The following is a 24,185-nucleotide window of genomic DNA, read 5'->3' as shown; positions in this document are numbered from 1 at the left end:
CATGCGTATAGCGTTAGGAGTGGAATACGACGGTGCCAGTTTTCACGGCTGGCAAAGGCAAAATGAAGTTATCAGTGTGCAACAGCACTTAGAGGAAGCCTTAACGCGTATTGCCAATGAACCTATACGCGTGGTGTGTGCAGGACGTACCGACGCAGGTGTACATGCAACAGGGCAGGTGGTGCATTTTGAAACGAATAGCCAACGCCCAGATAGAGCATGGACGTTAGGTATCAATACTTACTTACCAGATACCGTATCAGTACGCTGGGTTAAAGCGGTGCCTGATGATTTTCATGCGCGCTTTTCAGCCACGGCGCGACGTTATCGTTATATTATCTACAACAGTACCTTGCGCAGCGGTATTTTAGCCAATGGGGTGACGCATATTTATGGTGATCTTGATCATGAATTGATGAACCAAGCGGCACAGAAGTTAGTGGGCAAACACGATTTTAGCTCGTTTAGAGCGGTCAACTGCCAAGCTAAAACAGCCACCCGTACTATGTCTCATATTCGCGTTAAGCGCATGGGCGACTATATTGTGATTGATGTGCAAGCGAATGCGTTTTTACATCATATGGTGCGCAATATCACTGGTACCTTGGTCGCTATTGGCCATAAAGAGAAGCCCGTCGAATGGGTAGATGAATTATTAGAAGTTAAAGATCGTACTAAAGCAGGCATTACCGCATTGCCGAACGGACTTTATTTAGTGCATGTGACGTACCCAGAAGTGTTTGAACTTCCTCGTTTAAAAATGGGCCCGTTGTTTTTAGCTGACGACTTCTAAGACCAGTTTTACTTTCGTAACTTTGGATAACTGTGTTTTAATACGGTTTGAATGCGCCTAGAAAATTAATCGTTGCATCTGTCGTTGCATATCTTCAATAAAAACAACGATATGATTGCCAAAGAAGGTTTAAATTAATGAGTTGGATTGAAAAGATATTACCGCGTACTAAATCACCCACTAAAAGTAATGTACCTGAAGGTATATGGACCAAATGTGGTAAATGTGATGCGGTTCTATATAAAACTGAGCTAGAAAAACAATTAGGCGTTTGTCCTAAATGTAATCATCATATGCGCGTCTCTGCGCGAGCTCGGTTGAATCAATTTTTAGATCAAGGTGAGCGCGTCGAGTTGGGTGCGGAACTTGAGCCAAAAGATTTACTAAAATTCAAAGATTCGAAGAAATACAAAGACAGAATTGTTGCTGCACAAAAAGCCACCAATGAAAAAGATGCCCTAGTTGTAATGCAGGGTAAGTTAAAAGGCATGCCGGTAGCTGTTGCGGCATTTGAATTTGCCTTTATGGGTGGTTCTATGGCCTCTGTGGTGGGTGCTCGCTTTGTAAAAGCTGTTGAAGCGTGTTTAGAGCACAATATGCCGCTTATTTGCTTTTCGACCAGTGGCGGCGCACGTATGCAAGAAGCCTTACTCTCGCTGATGCAAATGGCGAAAACGAGTGCTGCTTTGGCTAAAATGAGCGAGAAGGGCTTGCCTTATATTTCTGTTCTCACTGATCCTACTATGGGCGGTGTCTCTGCAAGTTTGGCTATGTTAGGTGATGTGAATGTTGCTGAACCTAAAGCACTTATTGGCTTTGCTGGCCCTCGTGTTATTGAACAAACTGTGCGTGAAACCTTACCTGAAGGCTTTCAGCGCAGTGAGTTTTTGCTTGAGAAAGGGGCAATTGATGTGATTATCGACAGACGTGAAATGCGCGACCGTCTGCATAGCATATTATCTAAGTTGCATCATCAACACGCATAAAACCTCAGTACATTAATGACAAATTTATCTTCTAAACAGGCCTCTGATTACGAGGCCTGGTCTTTAAATGAATGGCTGGATCATCTCAGCGCATTACATCCTAAAAATATCGAAATGGGTTTAGGCCGCGTTATTAACGTGTTCGAGCAACTTGATATTTCGTTCTCAAATCAAATCGTTGTTACCGTTGCTGGCACTAACGGCAAGGGTACTACTTGCGCGTTTATAGAGCAGGCGTGTTTGGCTGCCGGTAAAAAGGTGGGGCTTTATAGCTCGCCTCATTTAATCGATTACACTGAGCGCGTGCGTATTAATGGCGTAGATGGTAGCGAGCAAGCACACTGCCGTGCGTTTCAAGCTGTTGAGCGAGCGCGAGGCGAGATCCCACTGACCTATTTTGAATTCGGCACCTTAGCTGGGCTTAAATTTATTCATGATGCGAACGTCGACATCGCGTTACTTGAAATTGGGCTAGGTGGCCGTTTAGATGCGGTGAATGTTGTATCACCTGATATTGCCGTAATCACCAGTATCGATTTAGACCATCAAGATTGGCTAGGAGATACCAAAGAGCTTGTGGCTGCTGAAAAAGCGGGCATTATGCGCCCGAATATACCTGTGGTCATAGGGGAGTCAGTAAAATATCAGGCGTTGATAGATGCGGTAGCATCAAACAATGCCTCTGCGTGGTGGCAACGACAAGATTTTGAGTACCAAGTTGAAAATGATGTTATGACCTGGACAAATCATGACGTTAGCTACTTACATTTACCCTTGCCGCACATTCCCATGCAGAATGTCTCTACCGGATTACAGGTGCTGCAGATACTTGAACTTGGTTTAACTGAAGAGCAAATCGCCCATGTGATTAAGGGCACTCGTGTACCTGGTCGTTGCCAAATACTGTCTCAGTCACCCAAAGTGATGGTGGATGTGGCACATAACCCCCACGCTACTGGCTATCTGTTGTCGCAAATAGCCAAGTGTGATTACAACAACCTTTTCTTGGTTGTTGGAATGTTAAAAGACAAAGATATTAAAGCAAGCCTAGCGGATTTTTCGCAACTAGGTGCCCAGTGGATGTTGGGGGGCTTAGATGTGCCAAGAGGGGCTACTGCTGGTGAAATTAAATCAGTATTAGACGAGCAGCAAAAAGTGCTAGAATTTTCCACGGTTGCCCAAGCGTTCGAAAAAGCCAACGCTTTGGCCCATGAGCAAGACTTGATTGTGGTATTCGGTTCTTTTTTTACCGTATCAGACATTCTTAGGTTAACGAATGAAGGATTAAACGAGTGACATCTGCGCTAAAAAATCGATTAATTGGTACGGTTATTATAGTGGCTATCGCTGTTATTTTTTTACCGGATTTGCTGGGTGGTAAAACCCAAAGTGAAAAAGAGCTGTTTGTTGAACTGCCCGAACGCCCGGCTGTGAAGACGGTACAGCGCCCTAACCATTTCTCAAGTGAAGACGTTGCGGATCTCGCCTCTAGAGACATCGAGATAGTTGAAGACAAAGCGCTTGATGATAAAAATCAAAGCAATGCTGACGCAGGTGTTGAGAATAACGAACAAGATGATGCAGATGTAGCTGCTCAGACAGCTTCAGCCGAGAAGGAAAATACACCTGTAGCGGCTAAGGACACTGCCAAATCCAGTACCCAAGCTTACGAGAAAGCGTTACTAGAAGGCGCTGGTTGGGTCGTGCAGTTGGGAACATTTAGGCATAAGAAAAACGTGCAAGAATTACTCGAAAAGTTAGAGAAGGGCGGTTATCGTGCGTTTTCAAGGCCGGTTCAGACCAGCAGCGGCACCTTAACCAAGGTATTTGTCGGCCCAGATTTGCAAAAAGTGCGCTTGCAAAACTCCTTAGCTGAATTAACCAAACTTACTGGCTTAAAAGGTCGTATTACACCATTCACGGTTCAGTGATGAATCAGTATTAATCCTAAAATTAGCAAGATTTTAGTGATGAGTTTTGGTAATATGCGCGCGAATTTAGTGTCATGGCGTGAGTCTTAAGCATTTGAGCCACGTTATGCATCACCAGCGGATTTATCAATTTATATGAACTGGATAGACTACGCCATTATTGGTGTGATTCTGCTCTCCACTGTTATCAGTTTAATACGTGGCTTCGTTAAGGAAGCCATTTCGCTAGCTGTTTGGTTCTGCGCCTTTTTTATTGCTAGCCGCTTTTACGCAGACCTGGCTACTTACCTTACTAGTATTGATGATCAAACCATACGAAATGGTGTGGCTATTGCGATTTTGTTTATCGTGACATTAATACTCGGTGGGTTACTAAATTATTTAATTTCACAGTTAGTGCATTACACTGGCTTATCAGGCACTGATCGCGCATTAGGCGCTATATTTGGTGTGTTACGCGGCGTATTAATCGTCAGCGCGTTACTCTTTTTTGTCGATACGTTTACTCCATTGGCCGATGCCGACGGATGGAAAACATCATTGCTCATTCCAGAATTTAGCTTAGTGATAGAGTGGTTCTTTCAGTATTTGCAAGGCAACTCAAGCTTCATCAAACCCGTTTAACAGACCCGTATAAAAAGGTAACTCACATGTGTGGTATTGTCGGAATTGTAGGTAAAAGTCCAGTAAATCAGTCTTTGTATGATGCATTGACCGTATTGCAACATCGTGGGCAAGATGCCGCAGGGATCATCACCATTGATGATGGTGTATTTCATCTTCGTAAAGACAATGGTTTAGTCCGTGATGTATTCCATACGCGTCACATGAAGCGTCTTACTGGTCAGTTTGGCATTGGGCACGTTCGTTATCCTACTGCTGGCAGCTCAAGTTCCGCTGAAGCGCAGCCCTTCTATGTTAACTCTCCCTTTGGTATTGCGTTTGCGCACAATGGTAATTTGACCAACGCCCATGACTTGAAAGACGAAGTGTTTAGAATTGCCAAGCGGCATATCAACACAACCTCTGATTCTGAGTTGCTGCTTAACATCATTGCCCATGAGCTACACAATTGTGAAGGTTTAAGCCTGACGCCTGAAGAAGTCTTTAAGGCGGTAACAACAGTACATCAAAAAGTACGCGGTGCGTATGCAGTGGTTGCAGCCATCATAGGTAATGGCATGTTGGCTTTCAGAGACCCTTTCGGAATTCGTCCTTTAGCTTTAGGTAAGCGCAAAACCGAATTTGGTGACGAGTACATGGTGGCCTCAGAAAGTGTTGCACTCGATGCCGTTGGTTTTACTTTTATTCGAGATGTAGCACCAGGTGAAGCGATTTATGTGACCGAAAGTGGCCAACTGCATACCCAGCAATGTGCTCATGGAGCGATAAACGCACCGTGTATTTTCGAGTTTGTTTACTTCGCGCGTCCAGATTCATTCATTGATGGCATTTCTGTGTATGCATCTCGAGTGAACATGGGCCGTAAATTAGGTCAGAAAATCGCACGGGAATGGGCTGACATGGATATTGATGTGGTAATTCCTATCCCTGAAACATCCACCGATGTGGCGCTACAAATATCCCTTGAGTTGAATTTGCCGTACCGCCAAGGCTTTGTCAAAAACCGTTATATTGGTCGCACCTTCATCATGCCTGGACAAACGATGCGCCGTAAATCAGTGCGTCGTAAGTTAAATGCGATCTCGTCAGAGTTTGCTGGCAAAAACGTTTTGCTGGTAGATGACTCTATTGTGCGTGGTACGACGTCAGAGCAAATCATCGATATGGCGCGTGAGTCTGGTGCTAAGAAAGTGTATTTTGCCTCTGCTGCTCCGGAAATTCGTTTTCCAAACGTATATGGTATTGATATGCCCTCGGTGAATGAGTTGATTGCCTATGGCCGTGAAATTGAGGAAATCAGTGATCTAATACGTGCCGATGGTCTGATTTTTCAAGATATCAGTGACTTAGTGGAAGCTGTTACTGAACTTAATCCGGAGATTGGTCGTTTTGAAACGTCTGTGTTCGATGGCAATTACATCACAGGTGATGTAGATCAAAACTATTTAGAGCGCATTGATACGTTGCGTAATGAAGGAGCTAAAAATGCCGGCATTCAAACGGAGTTGAGTAACCTAGAAATGCATAACATGCAGGAAGATTCATAGCTTTATTCAATTCAATTCAATCCAATATAAAAAAGCGCTGAATGTTCAGCGCTTTTTTGTATCCGAGGTTTTAAAAAACTCGCTATCCGGTAAATACGGGGCCCATGCCCATACTCCATAAAATAACCGATGCAGCCATCAAAATAGTGAGAAGTACCAGGCCACAGGTTACAACAGAGCTGGCATAGATAAAGCCTTTTTCTTCCGGTATGTGCATTAAGATGGGCGTGCCCGTGTACAACAAATAAACCGAGTAGGTTAAGCCTACTAAGCCAATTAGCATCACAAACCATAAAACCGGATAGAAGGCTGCAAACCCGACCATAAATAAAGGTGTTGCTGTATACGCTGCCAGTTCAAGTGATTGGGTATAAGTGGGTGTTGAATCAAAGGCTTTGGCTAATTCGTGAATCAAAACGGATAAGGCTAATACGCCTATTACCAAGCCTAAATAAGTGCCGACGCTCATTATGCCAGCGCTTTCTTTTGTTAATTTAATGGTATCGCCAACACCAATGCTCCAGCCTAGATAGGCGGTAGAGTAATATGTCATTACGGCGGGGATAAGTGAGATAAGAGCAATATGGCTTAAACTGTAAAAGTAGGTTTCGTGTCGGTCGTCAATGCTGTGCCATTCTTCTTTAGGATGGGCGTACAATCCCCACAGGTGATTCAAAATCATATAGTTACTCGCTCTTTTGTTTTTAACAATGAATTTACAACTGGTTAACGTTTATTCTGTTGTAGGTTGGTTAATTCGTCAACAGTTTTATGCATCAGCTTAATGTTGACTATAAATTTTAGTAATACGTCGATTGTTTTGTTTCATTTAGAGTGGCTCTTAACTCGGTTTCATTTTGTAGAAAAAACGCCGGGGGATAGCAGAAAATGCCACGTGTATTAGGAGTGTTGTATCAGGCTTATGTTACAATGCGCTGCTGTTAGGCTAACGTGTGTTTAGCGATATAATGTTGATGTGTAGTGTAGGTCATATAGTTTGGAAAATTTGTTAGCTCCTATAAAAGCGTTTTTAAAATGTGATACCCCAGATGAGTGGGTCACCGAAGCCGTTAAGAAAGAAAACTTAGCCGTACTTTTGACGGATCATCTCATTTGTGAATTAAAGGCCGCGCAAAGTGCGATGTTTCTAATTCGTCGCTATGCGGTGGATGCAGACAGCGCCAAAGCTTTGCTTGATTGGTTAAAGCCCTATGAGGATTTTGCCTATCGTCAAATTGGCGACTGGAGAGAGCTTGAAAAGTTAAAATTAGATAAGTCTATGCTGGTTAAATCTGGAAGTCGCTACGGGCAAGATTTAGTCGACAAAATGGTCATGCTTATCCGCGAAGAGTTGCATCATTTCTACCAAGTGCTCGAGATGATGCATAAATACGATATCGAGTATGACAAAATTGAATCGAGTCGTTATGCAAAAGGGCTTTTACGGCATGTTAAAACCCACGAGCCTGATGCACTCATCGACAAGCTAATTTGCGGTGCTTACATTGAAGCGCGCTCCTGTGAGCGTTTTGCTAAAATTGCCCCATTCTTAGACAAACCCCTAGGGGATTTTTATATCTCACTGCTACGCTCAGAAGCTCGTCATTATCAAGACTACCTAACATTAGCCGAAGAAATAGCAGGTCATGACATATCAGCACGGATTGTGTTTTTTGCACAGGTAGAAGCGGATTTGATCCGGCAGCCCGATAGTGATTTTAAATTTCACAGCGGCACCCCCGCGAATTAGAGGCGGGGCTTTCTCAAACATTGCCCATCTTGACAGGATAAGAAAGTGCTTAATTCGAAGCAACATTCCTTCAAGGCAGCAGTGCTTCTAGTTGATTGATAACCGTGAAGCTCTGATTTTTAGTGAGGGGCTTGTTTAGTGCGCGTTGCGGCAAGTGTTTTGGGTTATACCAAACGGCATTGACCCCCGATTCAAGGGCAGGGAGTACATCTTTTGCAAAGGTATCGCCCACCATTGTTATTGAACTTGCTTCTACGTTTAACCGCTTAATGATGTGCTGGTAAAAGTCAGCGGACGTCTTATGCAGCCCAGTATTTGCGAAACAAAAATAGCCGGAAATGTATTGCGCTAAATTTACTCTTTCGAACGCCTTTTGAATATCCTGTTCATTTGAATCTGCTGCATTGGTAGCGATATAAATATCGTGCTTTTGTGCTAGCTGCTTGAGAGTGGTAGTGGCCCCTTTGACGGTTTCAACGTTCTGCCACAGGTGCATTTTTCCATTGGCGCTGGGGAAGTCGACCATTAAAGTGTTTCCCCAATCAAATAAATATATTTTGCTCACATCCTTACCCGTAGACATTATTAATTGCGTTGTTAACACTCTTGAACTAGCCGTCAGTTTGCCTGATTGAACTGGGGCTAGGCTAATTATTATTCGCCTATATTGAAAGTTTTTACGAGTATCTGCTATCTAATGAGTAACAATTTTGTTAGCGGAACCATTATGAGCGTATTAAATTTAGCCACAAGTGCACAGCGCACGTTAGAAAAGACATCGGTTTTTGAGGGAATAGCGCCCTTGCTACTGCGACTGTATTTAGCCCCTGTGATGATCCAAGCGGGATGGACAAAACTTGGCAGTTTTGACAATACAGTTGATTGGTTTGCCAGTCCTGATTATGGATTAGGTCTGCCTGCGCCAGCTTTAATGGCGTCGTTGGCGATTGCGGCGGAACTGCTCGGTGGCATCTTTATATTGATTGGTTTAGCGACGCGCTGGGCGTCTATTCCATTGATGTTTACTATGCTGGTAGCTGCATTTACCGTGCATTGGCCAAATGGCTGGCCAGCTATTGCGGATGCATCTAGTTGGCTATCAGATGGGACAATCATGTTAAATGAGAATGTAATGAGCGCTCCGGACAAATTAGCCGCGGCTAAAAACTTGTTGCAAGAGCATGGCAATTACAATTGGCTGACATCCAGCGGTAAGTTTGTGATCTTAAACAACGGGATTGAATTTGCGATGACTTACTTCTTTATGTTGCTGTCTTTGTTTTTTACCGGCGGCGGCAAATTTACCAGTGTGGATTATTTTTTACGCAAAAAATTTATGCCTGAATAACGCATAATGACGATAAAAATCAAGGCGCATTGTGCGCCTTTTTTTATTGCTCCGCGCTATGATAGTCGCCATACTGGTGGCCTACATTCTGTTTTCCTTTGAGGTATTTTTATTTTATGGACGCCTTAAACTTGCTACTTAATCGTAGCTCACATCCTAGACTCCAAGCGCCTGCACCGGAAGGTGAGGAGTTGACTAATATCATGCAAGCTGCACTTCGTGCCCCAGATCATGCTTGTTTGTCGCCATGGCGTTTTATTGTCTGTGAAAAATCTGGGTTAGCTAAGCTAGGGGATATTTTCGAGCGTGCAGCAATCGATGCTGACATGACCGAAAAAGAAATTGAGCGCGCACCAGAGTTACCGAAACGCGCCCCTATGGTGATTGTGGCAATCGCTAAATATGCTGAACATCCGAAAGTACCTTGGGTAGAACAGGTGGCTTCTGCGTCCTGTGCGGTGCATGCCATGCAAATGGCAGCGGTTGCCCAAGGTTTTAATGGTATCTGGCGAACAGGCAGTTATGCGCGAGATGAGAACGTTAAAGCGGCACTAGAATGTGCCGAAAATGATGAAATTGTCGGTTTTTTGTATTTAGGTACGCCGGTAACAGATGCGTCGCCTAAGCCAAACCGTGATGTGGCTGATTTCTTTGAGTCGTGGAAATAAAGACATATAAATAAGTGAAAATGCTGGACGGGTAGAAACCGTCCAGCTTTCGCTTTTCTAGCGTAGGTTATTCTTCGTCGTCTTGAATGGATTTGCGTGGTTTACGTTTCATGGGTCGATCGCCTACTTCTGTTCCTTGCATAGGTTTAACCCGATTAGGCCCTTGATTATTTGCTCCTGAGCCTGCGTTCCCTTTGTTATTTTCGCTTTTCCCAGCGGGCTTTTTAACGGTGGGTTTGGCTTTTTTAGGGGGGCGTAATCCTTTAAATTTCGCCTCTTGTCCTTCAATTTCGCTAAAGCTGATTTCTTGTTGTAAAAAGCTTTTGATAGAAAGGTAACTCGCCCAGTCTTTGGGCCCTACAAATGATACGGCTTCACCTTTATTACCCGCACGACCGGTGCGGCCCACACGGTGTACATACTCATCTGCGAGTTTAGGTAAATCGAAATTCACCACTAAAGAAACGTTAAGTAAATCTAAACCGCGAGAGGCGATATCTGTGGTCACCAAAATGTGTTGTTGACCGCGACCAAACTCACTCATGATGTTATTGCGTTGCCCTTGGCTTAAATTTCCGCTTAAGGCGATGCTGTACAAACCTTGCTCTTTTAGCAGACTCGACAACCGCTCAGTATCGGCACGGGTAGCGGTAAACACGATCACCTGACGATGGTCTTTCTCGTTGATGATGTGGGCTAACATGCGTTCTTTGTGGGTGACGTTATCGGCTAAAAAGAAACGTTGTTGTATGTCTTTATGCTCAGCGCTGGAAATACCTATGCTGATCCGCTGTGGGGCTTTTAGCATCGATTGAGTGAGATGATGTAGCGCGGCATTATCTAAGGTGGCTGAAAACATCATGGACTGGCGTTTACGGTGATCAGCGGCTGCATTTATTTGTTTTAACTGCTCAGAGAAGCCTAAATCAAGCATGCGATCAGCTTCATCCATAATGAGCATTTCGAGTCCATTTAGATACAAAGATTTACCTGAGAGGTGATCGGCAATTCGACCCGCTGTACCCACAACAAACTGAGGGTAATGACGCAGGGCTTTCACTTGGTCGTTAAAATTCTCTCCGCCAAGTATCAATGCTGCTTTTAACTGATGCTTTGCAATTAACCATTTGAGCTGAAAAAAGACTTGTTTCGCCAGTTCGCGAGTGGGCGCAAGAATGAGCACTCGTGGGTCTTTACGGCTTAGAGGTTGTTTGGTTAACACTCTTTGCACAGCAGGTAGCAGGAAAGCTAATGTCTTTCCTGAGCCTGTTTTTGACGAGGCAATCAAATCTTTACCCATAAGGGCATATGGAATGGCTTGCGCTTGAATTTCAGTTGCTTGGGTAAACCCTTTAATCTCTAAGGCTTTACCCAAGCGGTGATCTAATGGTAAATCGCTAAATTGCAAAAAATAAGTACTCTAAAATGGGATTGGGCGCATTATACAATTGCCGCACATTTTATGGAGCTTTATTTTACGTTTTGTCGATTATTCGCTTAATGACACGCGCATTTCTGGCACGTTGTCGCTGACAATCAACTTACCAGCGGTTTTGCTTTTTATTTCTTCAACGCTCACACCTGGGGCGCGCTCGAGTAAATGAAACGCTCCCTCTTTGACTTCAATCACAGCCAAGTCGGTGATGATACGGTTAATGCAGTTCACGCCAGTCAAGGGGAGGGTACAGGCTTCCAGCAATTTTGAATTCCCGTGTTTATCGGCATGGGTCATGGTTACGATTATGTTCTTCGCACCTGCTACTAAATCCATTGCTCCGCCCATGCCTTTAATCAACTTATCTGGGATCATCCAAGAGGCAATGCTACCGGTTACGTCTACTTCAAACGCACCAAGAACGGTAACGTCAACATGGCCGCCGCGGATCATGGCGAAACTCTCTGCTGAGCTAAAAATAGAAGCGCCTACGCCCGCGGTAACGGTTTCTTTACCCGCGTTTATCATATCAGCGTCTACGTTTTCTTCAGTGGGATAAGGGCCCATGCCTAATAATCCGTTTTCTGATTGCAACATCACTTCCATGTCAGCAGGCACATAATTAGCGGCTAAGGTTGGGATACCAATACCTAAGTTAATATAGTCGCCGTCGTGAAATTCTTGTGCCACACGCATGGCGATTTGGTCTCTTGATAGTGCCATGATGATCTCCTATTGCCCTTGCTCGGTTGAATTTTTTGCTAAAACTTTTCGTTCAATACGTTTTTCAAACTGCCCTACAATCACGCGGTCGATATAGATACCAGGGGTATGTATTTGACTTGGCTCTATTTCACCTGGCTCAACGAGTTCTTCCACTTCAAGAACGGTAATTTTACCAGCAGTTGCTGCCATAGGATTAAAGTTTTGTGCTGTGTGGCGATAAATACAGTTGCCGTATCGGTCAGCTTTCCACGCTTTAACGATGGCAAAATCTCCAGTAATGGATTCTTCCATGATGTATGGACGGCCATTAAATTCTTTTACTTCTTTTCCTTCACCTACAGGTGTGCCATAGCCGGTCGCTGTATAGAAAGCGGGTATACCTGCGCCACCGGCACGCATTTTTTCTGCTAGGGTGCCTTGTGGCGTTAACTCTACTTCAAGCTCGCCATCTAATAATTGACGTTCAAAAAGCGCATTTTCACCCACATAAGACGAAATCATTTTTTTTACTTGCTTGTCTTCAAGTAGCAAACCTAAACCGAACCCATCGACGCCGCAGTTGTTCGACACTATGGTAAGGCCTTTGGTGCCCATTTTTTTCATTTGTCCAATTAGGCCCTCTGGGATACCGCATAACCCAAATCCACCTGCGATAACGGTCATGTTGTCTTCTAAGCCAGCCATTGCGTCTTCGTAGCTGCTCACTACTTTGTCAAAACCTGCCATGTTCATTCCTCGTTTACGTTTATTTAACATCAATATAAAGACTATCTTTTGATAGTAAAGTTGAATTAATATGCCTATTAATAAATTTTATTTATTAATAGGGTGTGAGCCACTGAGTCATGAATGTTTCTTACCGACAACTTCAAGCGTTTGTGCAAGTTGCGCAATCTTCAACATTTGCTGAGGCGGCCCAGAAAATGTGCTTGTCTCAGCCTGCGCTTTCCAGTGCGATCAAAAAAATGGAAGAGCAGGTCGGCGGGGCGCTGTTCTCGCGCACCACCCGAAAAGTACAATTGAGCCCTGAAGGGCAGGATTTTCTGCCCACAGCTATACGTTTGATGAATGACTGGCAAGATGCCTTTGGCGATTTGCAGCAGGTTTTTTCTATGGGCCGAGGGAAATTGTCGATTGCTGCCATGCCATCATTTGCAGTTGGGCATTTACCGTCTATTTTGTCCCAGTTTCAATCACAGTTCCCTAACGTGAAAGTGAGCGTGGCAGACATCGTGATGGAGCAAGTCATTAAAGCGGTGTTAGAGGAAAGGGTCGCCTTGGGCTTTACCTTTGAAACTGAGCAATTAGAAGGGCTTACATTTCACCCTATGTTTAGCGATAAATTTATTGCTGTATTACCAAGTAAACACGCGTTAAGTGCAAACAGTGAGGTAAGTTGGGGTCAGCTAGCCCAATACCCGTTTGTGGCTATGAACCGGGGCTCGGCGATCCGTAGGTGGGTCGATAGTCATTATGAACATTTGGCATTAAAGCTAAATATGGTTGCCGAAGCTTCGCAATTGGCGACTTTGGGTCAATTTGTGGAGCACGGACTAGGTGTGTCTATTGTACCCGGGTTATGTCAGCAGCAAATGCAGCGCCTTGGCTTAGTCTGTTTGCCTATTAAGGGACCCGGGCTAAGTAAACGAGTAGGAATGGTTAAAAAAGTGCAAAGCAATATGTCTGTATCGGCCCAAGCCTTATGGGATTGGGTGAATCAACAATCACCTTTGCCGTAAAAGAGGCGAATAAACAGAGGCGAATACGAAAAGGTGAATACACAAAGGCGCATTTCGTTGCTCTACCATTTTTTCTTTTCTGAGAATAATTCATCTAACTCATTACGTTCCGACTCTTTGCGTTTGAGTACATCTTCCGTATTGGCTGAACGTAAACTGTCTTGAATTTGTTTTAGTTTCCCTTCTAGCTCTTGCTTGCGCTGAATAATATAGTCGTCTGGCTGGGCTTGACTATCCAAGGCGGTGATTGCTTTTTCGATGCATTGGCGGGCGGAGCCCAGTTGTTGAGCTTGTATAGACGATTCACCTCGGCGCATTAACGTTTCAACATTTGCCCGAAGTTGTAGGCGTTCTAAAAACTTGTCTTCGACCACAAAAGCACTGCTATCCACACGTCCTTTTGTGTATTCAGAGCGCAGCAGACCGCGCATCTTCTTAACGCATTTTATGTAAACAACGACTTGTTTGTCGCTACTAGGCAGGGAGAACGAGTCACTTGAAACCGGCTCTTGGTTGCCAGCGAACTCCTTCAATTTATTGTTAGCCGCTTCTAGGCGACTATTAATATCCATCACACTTGGGTTGATCTGCGCAATAATTTTCAGCGCGTTCAGAATACGCTGTTGCAAAATATATTTTAATTGCTGACTGACTTTGATGTGTTCGGTGGCAAGTATAATTTCTTCCGTTTCATCGATAACGTTTTTCTGTTTTGCTACTTCGATGCGTTTTTCAGACTCGACCTTATTTCGATGCTGTTGCACGGCGTTTACTATGATAGCCATGACAATTAACGATACGATAAGAACAATTATTATAGGGAAGATCATTTATTACTCTATTTTTCGCCACTGACCTGAACAGGCAAATGCTAGACAGGAATTTTTAAGGTAAATACGCTGCCGCCTAACGAGCCACCATTCGCAAGTGAAATGGAGCCTGTGCTGTCGTGCGCTTTGTGTGCTTCTGCGATTAACCTAGCAAAAAACAAGCCAAGGCCAGTTCGCCCTTGGCTGATATCATAATTTTGCATAGTGACAGTATTTGCTTCAAGCATACTATTTGGATACCCCGGTCCGTCGTCTTGTACTTCAAATATAAGATGATGGGCGTCGCTGAACACTTTGAGCAAAATATGCTTGTTACTGTATCGCATAGAGTTAATCAGCATGTCGTTGAGCAATAAGCTAATTAAATCAGCGTCGAAGTATCCCATTAAGTCGGGTTCTTGCTCAATGTTTAGGGTGATTTTTTTATGATTTATATAGCTCTCATTGGTGGCAAGTATTTCATCGATGACATCTTCGATGTAGTGTTCATCTATGTTTAGTGGCATATTGTCCATGCCTGCTCGGTACAAAGACAATAATTGAACTAACCCAGTATTTAAGCGAGACGCTTCGTAGTGTGCAGAAGCGAAATGTTCACCCACTTCATTATCTTGGTCTTTTAGCGTGTGCCCGAGATTTTCAATGGATTGAATGAGCAGACATAAAGAATTTTTCATGTCGTGCACCGCTGAGGCTAATACTGTGGCAAAATCAATTTGTCCGTTGTCGTTGTTCATACTTAACCGTGAGCTGATAAATGACTAGAATACACTAGCATAAAAATCGAGTATCCTTTAGTTTACAATGCGTTAGTGTCTGGCCATATCGAAAAATTTAGCATTTTCGTTAAAATGTTATGGAATTAATGGCCCGCTCGGTATATAAGAAATTAATATATATAGAACTCTGAATATAACAATCAAGGCATTGCCATGAAACTACAACAGCTTCGTTACATCGTTGAGGTGCTCAACAATAATTTGAATGTGTCGGCAACAGCCGAAAGTTTGTACACCTCTCAGCCGGGTATTAGCAAGCAAGTACGTATGTTAGAAGATGAACTTGGGGTGCAAATATTTGGCCGTAGCGGCAAGCATTTAACCCATGTAACAGACGCAGGCCAAGATGTAATTAATATTTCGCGAGAGATCCTCGCAAAAGTTGAGAGCATCAAAGCGGTTTCTAGAGAGCACACATTACCTGATCAAGGTAAGCTTAATATAGCGACCACTCATACTCAGGCTCGCTATGCATTACCTGATGTTATTAAAGGGTTTATGAACAAATACCCTCGTGTGTCATTGCATATGCATCAGGGAACGCCTTCTCAAATAAGCGATTTAGCGGCAAAAGGCGAAGCAGACTTTGCCATCGCTACAGAAGCACTGCATTTGTACAATGACCTAGTCATGCTGCCATGCTATCACTGGAATCGCAGCATCATCGTTAATCGAGATCATCCGTTAGCGCAAAGTACGTCTATTACCATCGAAGATATCGCCCAGTATTCACTGGTTACCTATGTATTTGGCTTCACTGGTCGTTCAGAGTTAGATCAGGCCTTTAGCCGCGCCGGGCTTGACCCGAAAATTGTCTTTACCGCAACCGATGCAGATGTTATTAAAACCTATGTACGCCTAGGCGTAGGTGTTGGTGTGATTGCATCAATGGCGGTTGATGAAAAGCTAGACAGCGACTTGGTTAAAATAGATGCCAGTCACTTGTTTGAATACAGCACCACTAAAATTGGTTTCCGTAAAGGGTCGTTTTTACGCAGCTACATGTATGATTTCATTGAACGCTTTGCACCGCACTTAACCAAGAGTGTGGTTGAAAAAGCCATGATGCAGAAAAATAACGATGAGGTTGAACGTATGTTTAAAGGGTTAACCTTACCGGTTAAATAGTGCGGTCAATTTGTGTACTTGAAATGAGCTTAAGCGGACATTAATCATCCTAAAATAAAAAAAGAGGCAAAATATTGCCTCTTTTTTTGTGCCTAGCGCCAGAGCGAAAATATGAAACGCATTAACACTCGATAATGTTAACCGCTAAACCGCCTCTGGCTGTTTCTTTGTATTTTGATTTCATGTCGTTACCCGTATCCCACATAGTTTTAATCACCTTATCAAGAGACACTTTATGCTGACCACTACCACGCAGGGCTAGGCGAGAGGCGTTAATTGCTTTAATTGCGCCCATGGCATTACGTTCAATACAAGGGACTTGAACTAATCCTCCCACTGGGTCGCACGTTAAGCCAAGGTTGTGTTCCATACCAATTTCGGCGGCGTTTTCTACTGCATCTACCGAACCGCCGATTATTTCAGTTAATGCGCCTGCTGCCATTGAGCAAGCGACGCCCACTTCACCTTGGCAGCCCACTTCAGCACCGGAAATAGACGCATTCTTTTTATACAAAATACCAATAGCGGCAGCAGTGAGTAAGTAGCGACTGACAATGTCTTTGTCTACAGGACGCACAAACTTATCAAAGTAACACAGCACGGCTGGTAAAATACCTGCCGCTCCATTGGTTGGGGCGGTTACCACACGGCCGCCCGCGGCGTTTTCTTCGTTAACGGCCAGTGCAAATAAATTCACCCAGTCCATGGCCACCATAGGGTCGGCGTTTTTCTCACTTTGAAGGCGACGGTGTAAGCCCGGTGCTCTGCGCGTTACTTTTAAGCCACCAGGTAAGATACCTTCAGTTTTTATACCGGTTTGAATGCATTCGTCCATCACCTGCCAGATATGCCAAAGCTTGTCGGTAATGTCATTCTTTGTTTGAAAAACTTGTTCGTTGCGATACATCAACGAACTTATTGATAGACCGTTTTCTTTACACAAGCGGACTAATTCCTCTGCGCTTGAAAAGGCGAACGGTACCGGTTTTTCTACTAAGGTAAGGGCAGCGGTTTTTTGCTCTAAAAAGTCTTCAGCGCGAATAATAAAGCCACCACCAATTGAATAATAAGATTGGGATGCAATGATATCGCCTTTATGTAGCGCATGAATGGTCATGCCATTGGCATGATGGGGTAGGGTTTTGCGGCGGTGAAAAACGATAGCGTCTTTGGCCGCAAACTTCACTAAACGCTCTTGGTCTAACAATAATTTTTGCGTTTTTTCAACTTCTTCGAGCATGCCGTCTATGGCACTGGCATCTACGCTTTCAGGTGCATGTCCGAGCAAACCTAGGATCACTGCTTTGCCTGTGCCGTGACCTTTACCCGTTTGCCCTAGGCTACCAAATAGTTCAGCGCGAACTTCGTCTGTCTTGGCAAAAAAGTCTTGTGTTTTTAATTGTTGGTTAAATTCTTTCGCCGCACGCATGGGGCCCACAGTATGTGAACTAGACGGGCCAATACCAACACTGAACATATCAAAAACACTGATCATAAAAACGCAAAACCTTTTGAATAATTGAGGCGTCAATTGTGCAGGTTTGTAGACAAAGGAACAACTATCGATTTCGATATATTGCCATTAAACAATGTAAAGATTTTGTTGCGATAAACGTAAGAAAGGCAGGTATTAGTTCTGGGCTGAAAGGTCTTGTGCAATATGGTTTGATAACACGCGCACAAAGGCAGCTGTGGCTCCCCAAATAACCTGTTCATGCCATTTAATAAAGTAGATGGGATGCTGAACTGAATTCTTACGTTTTACCCAATGAATAAAATGATTGTTTCTATCGAGTAGGAACGAAAGAGGAACCTCAAACACGGATTCAACTTCGTTGGTATCTAAGGTTAATTCAAGGGGCATACTTACAAAGCCTACATATGGGATTACCTCATAGCGGCTCACGGTGCGATAACGCGGAAGGCTGCCTATCACGTCAATACATTGAGGGTGAATACCGATTTCTTCATGGGTCTCACGTAAGGCTGTACGCAGTAAGTTTTCGTCGCTTGGTTCTTGCTTGCCGCCTGGGAAACTCACTTGACCAGCATGATGTTTTAGATGGCGAGCGCGCAATGTGAATAACATGCTCAATTCACCCTCTTTTTCAAGCATGGGCATTAGCACAGCTGCAGGTTTGCCTGCTGTGCGTAGGGGATAGTCCATTTCAGGTTGAATGGTGCGAGCATGATGAAAGCGAGAAATAAATTCATTCTTATTCATGTGCTTAGGCGTTCCCTTCCATTAATACGGGCAGTATTTTACACACTTTGTCTAAACTTTCCTGGTATTCGTCTAGCGGTAATGAATCTAGCACTATCCCGCCGCCTGCCCAGCAATATAGATGTGAATCTTCGAGTAATAATGTACGAATACATATACTGGTGTCCATATCTCCGTCGATACCTAAGTATCCGATACTGCCACAGTAGATGTTGCGCCTATGAGGCTCTAGCTCTTCAATGATCTGCATGGCGCGAATTTTAGGGGCTCCTGTAATAGAGCCTCCTGGAAATGCGCCTCTTAGTAAAGAAAGAGGCGTGTGCTCCTCTGCTAGCTGGCCGGTAACCGTGCTCACCAAATGATGCACAGCGGCAAAGCTTTCAATTTCAAATAACGCAGGTACATCTACCGAGTGTGGCTCGCACGATTTGCTCAAATCATTGCGCAGTAGGTCAACAATCATTAGGTTTTCCGCCTGATCTTTGCTCGATTTCTGCAGCGCTTGAATATTCTGCTGGTCTAGCGCTTTATCTGAAGAACGAGGGCGGGTGCCTTTAATGGGCTTAGTTTGCACCTTGCCCTGTCTATCAACCGACAAAAACCGTTCCGGCGAAATACTGATTATCACGGCTTCTGGAACGCGTATAAAAGCAGAAAACGGCGCTTTGTTGGCACGACGTAAGCGTAAATATGCTTGGTATTCATCCCCAGTGTATGGGGCATCAAAACGCTGGGCCAGGTTGACTTGATAGCAGTCACCGCTATGTAAATAGGCGTTAATGGTGTCTATTTTTTTAACGTACTGGCTTTGCTCCATATTAGACTGCCACTGTCCATTTAGAGTAAAAGTCTCTGCAAGGCCGGTATCATTTTCATCACTATCTTCTAATAAGGCGTTTAACTCAGCGGCAGTCGGTGCGTTGTCGGTTTGTGCAATGGGAAAATGGCATAAGTAAAACTGCTGGGTGTGGTTGTCTTTAATGACAGCCCAATGATAAATGCCGACTGCCATATCAGGTGCTAAATACGGGTCCATTGCCTGTTGCGGCAAATCCTCGAACCTGCGACCCAAATCGTAACCAAAATAGCCCATAGCGCCCGCCTTAAAGGGCAGTGAAGACGAATTCCCTGAAGGTGTTTGTTCTAAATCAGTATGTTTGCCTAAACATTGCTCTAACACGGTTTGCACCAAAGACATAGGATCGCTGTGGCTAAGGTCATTGTTTTGCGGCTGTAGCGGATAACAAATTTGCGTGCTATTTCCCTTGGTAACGAGTGTTGCGATAGGGTTTGCCACCATCATATCGTATCGGCCATCAATGTGAGTGCTGTCCGCTGAGTCGAGTAATATGGCCCAATCTTGTTTGGAAAAGTGCTGGAACAAGTGACTCATACTGGGGTTTTTAGTTGTGGTTAGCGGGGTGATGGTAAGGGTTGGCAAAGCTGAATTTCCGTTAAGTTTAGCGAGTTCAATCGTTTGATAATTGCCTAAAACACGCATTGCGGGACGTAGAAGGCGATTTATCGTGGAGCAATCAATCATCACAGGTTATCATATGCGCGACCTACGAACGACAATTGTCGAGCGCTTTGACGTGACTTTGTCGAAACTATGTGACACATCAAACAAGAGGCAACTATGGCTGTTATCCGTCAACAGGACTTTATCGATAGCATTGAAGATTCTTTGCAGTTTATTTCCTATTATCACCCGCTAGATTATATCAAGGCCGTCGAGAAGGCCTACAACAAGGAAGAAAGCCAGGCTGCGAAAGATGCAATGGCGCAAATACTGATTAATTCGCGTATGTCAGCTGAAGGCAAACGTCCGTTATGCCAAGACACAGGCATAGTGACCTGTTTTGTGAAAATTGGCATGGGCGTACAGTGGGATAAAACTGACCTGACGGTTCAACAAATGGTTGATGAAGGTACACGCCGCGCTTACAACAACAAAGACAACCCATTGCGGGCTTCTATCGTTGCTGACCCTGCTGGCGCACGTAAAAACACCAAAGACAATACCCCAGCCGTTGTGCACATCGATACTGTGCCAGGGGAAGGTATTGAAGTAATGATTGCCGCGAAAGGGGGCGGTTCAGAAAACAAATCTAAAATGGTTATGCTAAACCCCAATGACAGCATCGCAGATTGGGTCGTCAAAACGTTACCTACTATGGGAGCTGGTTGGTGCCCACCAGGGATGCTTGGTATAGGCATCGGTGGCACAGCTGAAAAATCAGCGGTATTGGCTAAAGAGAGCTTGATGGATCCCGTTGATATCCAAGAACTCATGGACAGAGGCGCCGAAACGACCGAAGAAAAGCTACGCTTAGAAATCTTTAAGAAAGTAAATGACTTAGGGATTGGTGCCCAAGGCCTTGGTGGTTTAACAACCGTCGTCGATATAAAAATCAAGTCATTGCCTACCCATGCTGCTTCACTTCCTGTGACCATGATCCCTAACTGTGCAGCAACCCGTCATGCACATTTCCATCTTGATGGCTCGGGCGCAGCTGAATTTACGCCACCTGATTTGAATGATTGGCCTGAAGTAACGTGGGAAGTCAGCAAAGACACTCGCCGGGTGAACTTAGATGACGTTAAAAAAGAAGACATTCAAGAGTGGAAAGTAGGGGAAACTGTATTGCTTTCGGGCAAGATGTTAACCGGTCGTGATGCGGCTCATAAACGTATTCAAACCATGTTGGATAGCGGTGAAGGTTTACCTGATGGCGTTGATTTAACGGACCGTTTCATTTACTACGTTGGCCCTGTTGATGCAGTAGGTGACGAAGTAGTTGGTCCCGCCGGACCAACTACTGCAACGCGTATGGATAAATTCACTGATTTAATGCTAGAGCAAACCGGGCTTATCGGCATGATTGGCAAAGCAGAGCGCGGCCCAGCTACAGTGAATAGCATTGCCAAACACAAAGCGGTTTACTTGATGGCAGTGGGCGGGGCAGCTTACTTGGTGTCTAAAGCCATCAAAAAGTCACGGGTTGTAGCCTTTGAAGACCTAGGAATGGAAGCCATCTATGAGTTTGAAGTCAAAGATATGCCAGTCACCGTTGCGGTAGATAGCACAGGTGCCAATGCCCATGAAACTGGACCGGCAATTTGGAAGGTGAAAATACAAGAAGCTAACGCAACCGCGTAATTTTCTCATTCAATCCAAAATAGGCGCCGTATTAATGGCGCCTTTTTTTATGCTACATTCTGCGCCAATACGCTTTGGTTTCTCCATTATACTTTTCAGTTACAGGACCGTTTTTACCCTATGAATTTTCTTGCACAATTCTCCTTTGATGATCCCAATTTATTAATGTTACTTGGCGCGATCGCCGCCTTGGGTATCGTTAGCGGCTGGTGGATAAATGCATTGTTATCACGCCGTAAGCATGTAGAAATAAAAAGCCAGTTAGAGCAACATTACCAACAATCGCAGGGTTATGTTCAGCAACAAATTTTAGATTTAAAAGACGCACTGCATACGTCTACTAGCGAGAATACGCAGTTACGTCAGGTGCAGTTAAGTCAACAAAATGAACTTGGGCAGTTAACGCAGCAAGTCGCACGTATTCCTGTGCTTGAGCAAGATAGCAAGCGTTGGCAGGGCCATTATCAGCAAATTCAGCAACACGCATCAGACTTGCGTGAAGAACTAGCGGAAAAAACGGCCCGTTTCGAACAAGAAAAACTAGCCAGTGACGAAAAGCTCGCATTACTTGAATCATCTGAGCAACGTTTACAGCAACAGTTTGAAAACCTAGCAAACAAGATTTTTGAACAAAAAAACAACTCTTTTCAGCAATCGAGTAAAGCAGGGCTAGATGCGTTACTCAACCCATTGAAAGACCAGATTGAAGGGTTCAAAAAACAGGTCAGCGATCAATATGTGCGTGAAGGTCAAGAAAGAGCTTCTCTAAAAACAGAAATTTTGGGTTTAAAGGAGTTAAACCGACAAATCACCCAAGATGCCGCTGCCTTGACCAAAGCTTTAAAAGGTGACAACAAGCAGCAAGGAAATTGGGGCGAAGTGGTACTTGAACGGGTATTAAAGGAGTCAGGGCTGCGTGAGGGGCATGAGTTTGACACCCAAGTTGCTTTAAAAAATGATAGCGGCAAAAGTTATCAACCGGATGTGGTGGTACATTTGCCGAATGACAAAGACGTGGTAATCGATTCAAAAGTATCACTTGCGGCTTATGAGCGGTACTTTAACGAAGAGCATGAGGAGTCTCGACAAGTCTACTTGAATCAACATGTTGCCTCTTTGCGCAACCACATCAAAGAGTTAGGTAATAAAGATTATCAAGATTTAAAAGGCTTACGCTCCCTAGATTACGTTTTGATGTTTATTCCAATCGAACCGGCATTCTTACTCGCTGCTGAACATGCGCCTGAATTGGTAAAATTGGCGTTTGACAACAATATAATGTTAGTCAGCCCGACGAACTTATTGGTGGCACTGCGCACGATTAATAATATTTGGCAGTACGAATATCAAAATCAAAACGCCCAGAAAATTGCCGCAAACGCAGGAAAGCTGTACGACAAATTTCATGGGTTCGTTAGCGACATGGAAAAAGTGGGTAAATCTATGGAGTCCACGCAGCGTAACTATGATGCTGCCATGAATAAGCTCACCACGGGTAAAGGCAATCTGATCCGCCAAGCTGAGCAATTTAAAGCCTTAGGTGTGCAGTCAAACAAAAAACTCGATGCACGTTTACTACAAGATGACGACTTTGCGCTGCCTAACAACGAGCCGTTTGAAGATAATCAAGATTCGCTCAGTAACGCTTCTGAGCAACACGATGAAAAATGACATTCCCCAAAAAATTGTCGAGACGCCCATAGTCGACAGTTTCATTGCCCCGCCTTGCTTTGAGGCGGTGACGGTCTTGTATCAAGACGACTATTTATTGGCAGTGAACAAGCCCAGTGGTTTGCTCAGTCTATCGGGGAAGAACCCCTTGAATAAAGATTCTGTGCACTACCGTATCGTGAAGCAGTTTCCAACCGCGTTGATGGCTCATCGGCTAGACTTTGGCACGTCAGGGGTATTGCTACTTGCCCTTGATAAAAAAAGCAATGGCGAGCTTACCAAGCAATTTCAAGCGCGTAGCGTAAAGAAGCGCTATAGCGCCGTGTTATTCGGTAAGATCCAGGATCCCGAGGGCAGGGTGAGTGTGCCTATAGCGAAAGATCCTGCTAATTTTCCGCGACAAAAAATATGTTTTGAACAGGGCAAAGAAGCCATCAGCCATTACCGCGTTATTGAGTACCTCGAAAACCCGCCTAGAACTCGCGTCGAGTTCACACCTGAAACGGGGCGCACCCATCAATTACGGATACACAGTTTGGCGATGGGGCATCCAATTTTAGGCTGTGACTTATATGCGAATGACCAGAGCGAACAACTCGCTGAGCGCCTATTACTTCATGCATCTTGGATTGAATTTTTGCATCCCTACTCGAACCAGCCCATGACAATCGAAGCGCCGTGTCGCTTCTAACATTCGGCCAACATTACATGTCTGCGATCACAGGGTCATATTTACATTAAGCTCGTTCATCGGAATATGAAATAGTTAGTATTTTTTACACTCCTTAATTTTATTGTCTCTAATGAGCGTCAATTTCTTGTATAATACCATTCCACGTTAAT

General features: G+C 44.2%; 24 protein-coding genes. 14 read left to right on the top strand and 10 right to left on the bottom strand.

Translation table 11 applies throughout. The features are described 5' to 3' along the window. The first annotated feature begins 1 nt into the window (after nucleotide 1). The 6 genes from truA to purF all read left to right on the top strand — a co-directional run bounded on the left by truA (nucleotide 2) and on the right by purF (nucleotide 5,881). Complete coding sequence (truA, locus tag GCHA_RS00745) at nucleotides 2-793, top strand: tRNA pseudouridine(38-40) synthase TruA (protein WP_007984047.1); 792 nt, start codon at nucleotides 2-4, stop codon at nucleotides 791-793. A 137-nt stretch (nucleotides 794-930) separates the two neighbouring features. Further along, nucleotides 931-1,779, top strand: coding sequence for an acetyl-CoA carboxylase, carboxyltransferase subunit beta (accD, locus tag GCHA_RS00740; RefSeq protein ID WP_007984046.1), 849 nt, complete (start codon nucleotides 931-933; stop codon nucleotides 1,777-1,779). A gap of 15 nt (nucleotides 1,780-1,794) precedes the next feature. After that, the gene (gene folC, locus GCHA_RS00735) at nucleotides 1,795-3,075 is read left to right on the top strand and encodes a bifunctional tetrahydrofolate synthase/dihydrofolate synthase (protein ID WP_007984045.1); all 1,281 of its coding nucleotides are present in this window, start codon (nucleotides 1,795-1,797) and stop codon (nucleotides 3,073-3,075) included. Then, entirely contained in the window at nucleotides 3,072-3,710 is a 639-nt protein-coding gene (locus GCHA_RS00730; RefSeq protein WP_007984044.1) for an SPOR domain-containing protein, read from the top strand. Before folC ends, GCHA_RS00730 begins: the two co-directional genes overlap by 4 nt. A 135-nt stretch (nucleotides 3,711-3,845) precedes the next feature. After that, nucleotides 3,846-4,334, top strand: a complete 489-nt coding sequence (locus GCHA_RS00725) for a CvpA family protein (protein WP_007984043.1) — start codon at nucleotides 3,846-3,848, stop codon at nucleotides 4,332-4,334. Between the two features lie 26 nt (nucleotides 4,335-4,360). Next, entirely contained in the window at nucleotides 4,361-5,881 is a 1,521-nt protein-coding gene (gene purF, locus GCHA_RS00720) for an amidophosphoribosyltransferase (protein ID WP_007984042.1), read from the top strand. Between the two features lie 82 nt (nucleotides 5,882-5,963). Here the strand turns inward: purF and GCHA_RS00715 are convergent, their stop codons facing one another. Continuing rightward, on the bottom strand, nucleotides 5,964-6,563 hold the full coding sequence (locus GCHA_RS00715) for a Yip1 family protein (RefSeq protein WP_007984041.1): 600 nt from the start codon (nucleotides 6,561-6,563) through the stop codon (nucleotides 5,964-5,966). Nucleotides 6,564-6,878: 315 nt separating this feature from the next. Between GCHA_RS00715 and miaE the strand changes: the two genes are divergently transcribed. Further along, complete coding sequence (gene miaE / locus GCHA_RS00710) at nucleotides 6,879-7,631, top strand: tRNA isopentenyl-2-thiomethyl-A-37 hydroxylase MiaE (RefSeq protein ID WP_007984040.1); 753 nt, start codon at nucleotides 6,879-6,881, stop codon at nucleotides 7,629-7,631. Nucleotides 7,632-7,701: 70 nt separating this feature from the next. Here the strand turns inward: miaE and GCHA_RS00705 are convergent, their stop codons facing one another. After that, nucleotides 7,702-8,157, bottom strand: coding sequence for an HAD family hydrolase (locus tag GCHA_RS00705; protein ID WP_007984039.1), 456 nt, complete (start codon nucleotides 8,155-8,157; stop codon nucleotides 7,702-7,704). Nucleotides 8,158-8,358: 201 nt separating this feature from the next. On the opposite strand from GCHA_RS00705, the gene GCHA_RS00700 reads away from it, so the two are divergent. Both GCHA_RS00700 and GCHA_RS00695 read left to right on the top strand, forming a co-directional pair. After that, nucleotides 8,359-8,979: an HvfX family Cu-binding RiPP maturation protein gene (locus tag GCHA_RS00700; protein WP_007984037.1), complete on the top strand. Its 621-nt coding sequence runs from the start codon at nucleotides 8,359-8,361 to the stop codon at nucleotides 8,977-8,979. Nucleotides 8,980-9,095: 116 nt separating this feature from the next. Next, entirely contained in the window at nucleotides 9,096-9,647 is a 552-nt protein-coding gene (locus GCHA_RS00695; RefSeq protein ID WP_007984036.1) for an NAD(P)H nitroreductase, read from the top strand. A gap of 67 nt (nucleotides 9,648-9,714) precedes the next feature. Here GCHA_RS00695 and GCHA_RS00690 read toward each other — a convergent pair whose 3' ends face one another. The 3 genes from GCHA_RS00690 to GCHA_RS00680 form a co-directional block, all read right to left on the bottom strand. Continuing rightward, nucleotides 9,715-11,055: a DEAD/DEAH box helicase gene (locus GCHA_RS00690; protein WP_007984035.1), complete on the bottom strand. Its 1,341-nt coding sequence runs from the start codon at nucleotides 11,053-11,055 to the stop codon at nucleotides 9,715-9,717. An 81-nt stretch (nucleotides 11,056-11,136) separates the two neighbouring features. Then, a complete protein-coding gene (locus tag GCHA_RS00685; protein ID WP_007984034.1) occupies nucleotides 11,137-11,805 on the bottom strand; it encodes a 3-oxoacid CoA-transferase subunit B in 669 nt (222 codons plus the stop codon). Nucleotides 11,806-11,814: 9 nt separating this feature from the next. Beyond that, nucleotides 11,815-12,534: a CoA transferase subunit A gene (locus tag GCHA_RS00680; RefSeq protein WP_007984033.1), complete on the bottom strand. Its 720-nt coding sequence runs from the start codon at nucleotides 12,532-12,534 to the stop codon at nucleotides 11,815-11,817. A 119-nt stretch (nucleotides 12,535-12,653) separates the two neighbouring features. Here GCHA_RS00680 and GCHA_RS00675 point away from each other — a divergent pair, with 119 nt between their 5' ends. Then, nucleotides 12,654-13,547 (top strand): LysR family transcriptional regulator, encoded by an 894-nt coding sequence (locus tag GCHA_RS00675; protein ID WP_007984032.1) that lies wholly within the window; start codon nucleotides 12,654-12,656, stop codon nucleotides 13,545-13,547. A 62-nt stretch (nucleotides 13,548-13,609) separates the two neighbouring features. Here GCHA_RS00675 and GCHA_RS00670 read toward each other — a convergent pair whose 3' ends face one another. Together GCHA_RS00670 and GCHA_RS00665 are read right to left on the bottom strand one after the other, a co-directional pair. Beyond that, a complete protein-coding gene (locus GCHA_RS00670) occupies nucleotides 13,610-14,377 on the bottom strand; it encodes a hypothetical protein (protein ID WP_318248900.1) in 768 nt (255 codons plus the stop codon). A 41-nt stretch (nucleotides 14,378-14,418) separates the two neighbouring features. After that, nucleotides 14,419-15,114 (bottom strand): sensor histidine kinase, encoded by a 696-nt coding sequence (locus GCHA_RS00665; RefSeq protein ID WP_007984030.1) that lies wholly within the window; start codon nucleotides 15,112-15,114, stop codon nucleotides 14,419-14,421. Nucleotides 15,115-15,309: 195 nt separating this feature from the next. On the opposite strand from GCHA_RS00665, the gene cysB reads away from it, so the two are divergent. Further along, entirely contained in the window at nucleotides 15,310-16,284 is a 975-nt protein-coding gene (gene cysB / locus GCHA_RS00660) for an HTH-type transcriptional regulator CysB (protein WP_007984029.1), read from the top strand. Between the two features lie 121 nt (nucleotides 16,285-16,405). Here the strand turns inward: cysB and GCHA_RS00655 are convergent, their stop codons facing one another. The 3 genes from GCHA_RS00655 to pabB form a co-directional block, all read right to left on the bottom strand. After that, nucleotides 16,406-17,779 (bottom strand): L-serine ammonia-lyase, encoded by a 1,374-nt coding sequence (locus GCHA_RS00655; protein ID WP_007984028.1) that lies wholly within the window; start codon nucleotides 17,777-17,779, stop codon nucleotides 16,406-16,408. 135 nt (nucleotides 17,780-17,914) lie between these two features. Next, nucleotides 17,915-18,508 carry a CoA pyrophosphatase gene (locus GCHA_RS00650; protein ID WP_007984027.1) on the bottom strand — a complete coding sequence of 198 codons (594 nt, stop codon included), beginning with the start codon at nucleotides 18,506-18,508 and terminating at the stop codon, nucleotides 17,915-17,917. A gap of 4 nt (nucleotides 18,509-18,512) precedes the next feature. Continuing rightward, on the bottom strand, nucleotides 18,513-20,009 hold the full coding sequence (pabB, locus tag GCHA_RS00645; RefSeq protein ID WP_007984026.1) for an aminodeoxychorismate synthase component I: 1,497 nt from the start codon (nucleotides 20,007-20,009) through the stop codon (nucleotides 18,513-18,515). A gap of 138 nt (nucleotides 20,010-20,147) precedes the next feature. Here pabB and GCHA_RS00640 point away from each other — a divergent pair, with 138 nt between their 5' ends. From GCHA_RS00640 to GCHA_RS00630, 3 genes are all read left to right on the top strand, one after another. After that, nucleotides 20,148-21,671 carry a fumarate hydratase gene (locus tag GCHA_RS00640; RefSeq protein ID WP_007984025.1) on the top strand — a complete coding sequence of 508 codons (1,524 nt, stop codon included), beginning with the start codon at nucleotides 20,148-20,150 and terminating at the stop codon, nucleotides 21,669-21,671. 120 nt (nucleotides 21,672-21,791) lie between these two features. Next, nucleotides 21,792-23,342 (top strand): DNA recombination protein RmuC, encoded by a 1,551-nt coding sequence (gene rmuC / locus GCHA_RS00635; RefSeq protein WP_007984024.1) that lies wholly within the window; start codon nucleotides 21,792-21,794, stop codon nucleotides 23,340-23,342. Beyond that, a complete protein-coding gene (locus tag GCHA_RS00630; protein ID WP_318248899.1) occupies nucleotides 23,332-24,033 on the top strand; it encodes an RluA family pseudouridine synthase in 702 nt (233 codons plus the stop codon). The genes rmuC and GCHA_RS00630 overlap by 11 nt, the downstream gene beginning before the upstream one ends. The last annotated feature ends 152 nt before the right edge of the window (nucleotides 24,034-24,185 follow it).

This window comes from Paraglaciecola chathamensis S18K6 (assembly GCA_000314955.1).
In the GTDB taxonomy this organism is placed as follows: domain Bacteria; phylum Pseudomonadota; class Gammaproteobacteria; order Enterobacterales; family Alteromonadaceae; genus Paraglaciecola; species Paraglaciecola chathamensis.
Note: the sequence above shows the minus strand (reverse complement) of the source record. Positions and strands in the feature narration are given on the sequence as shown.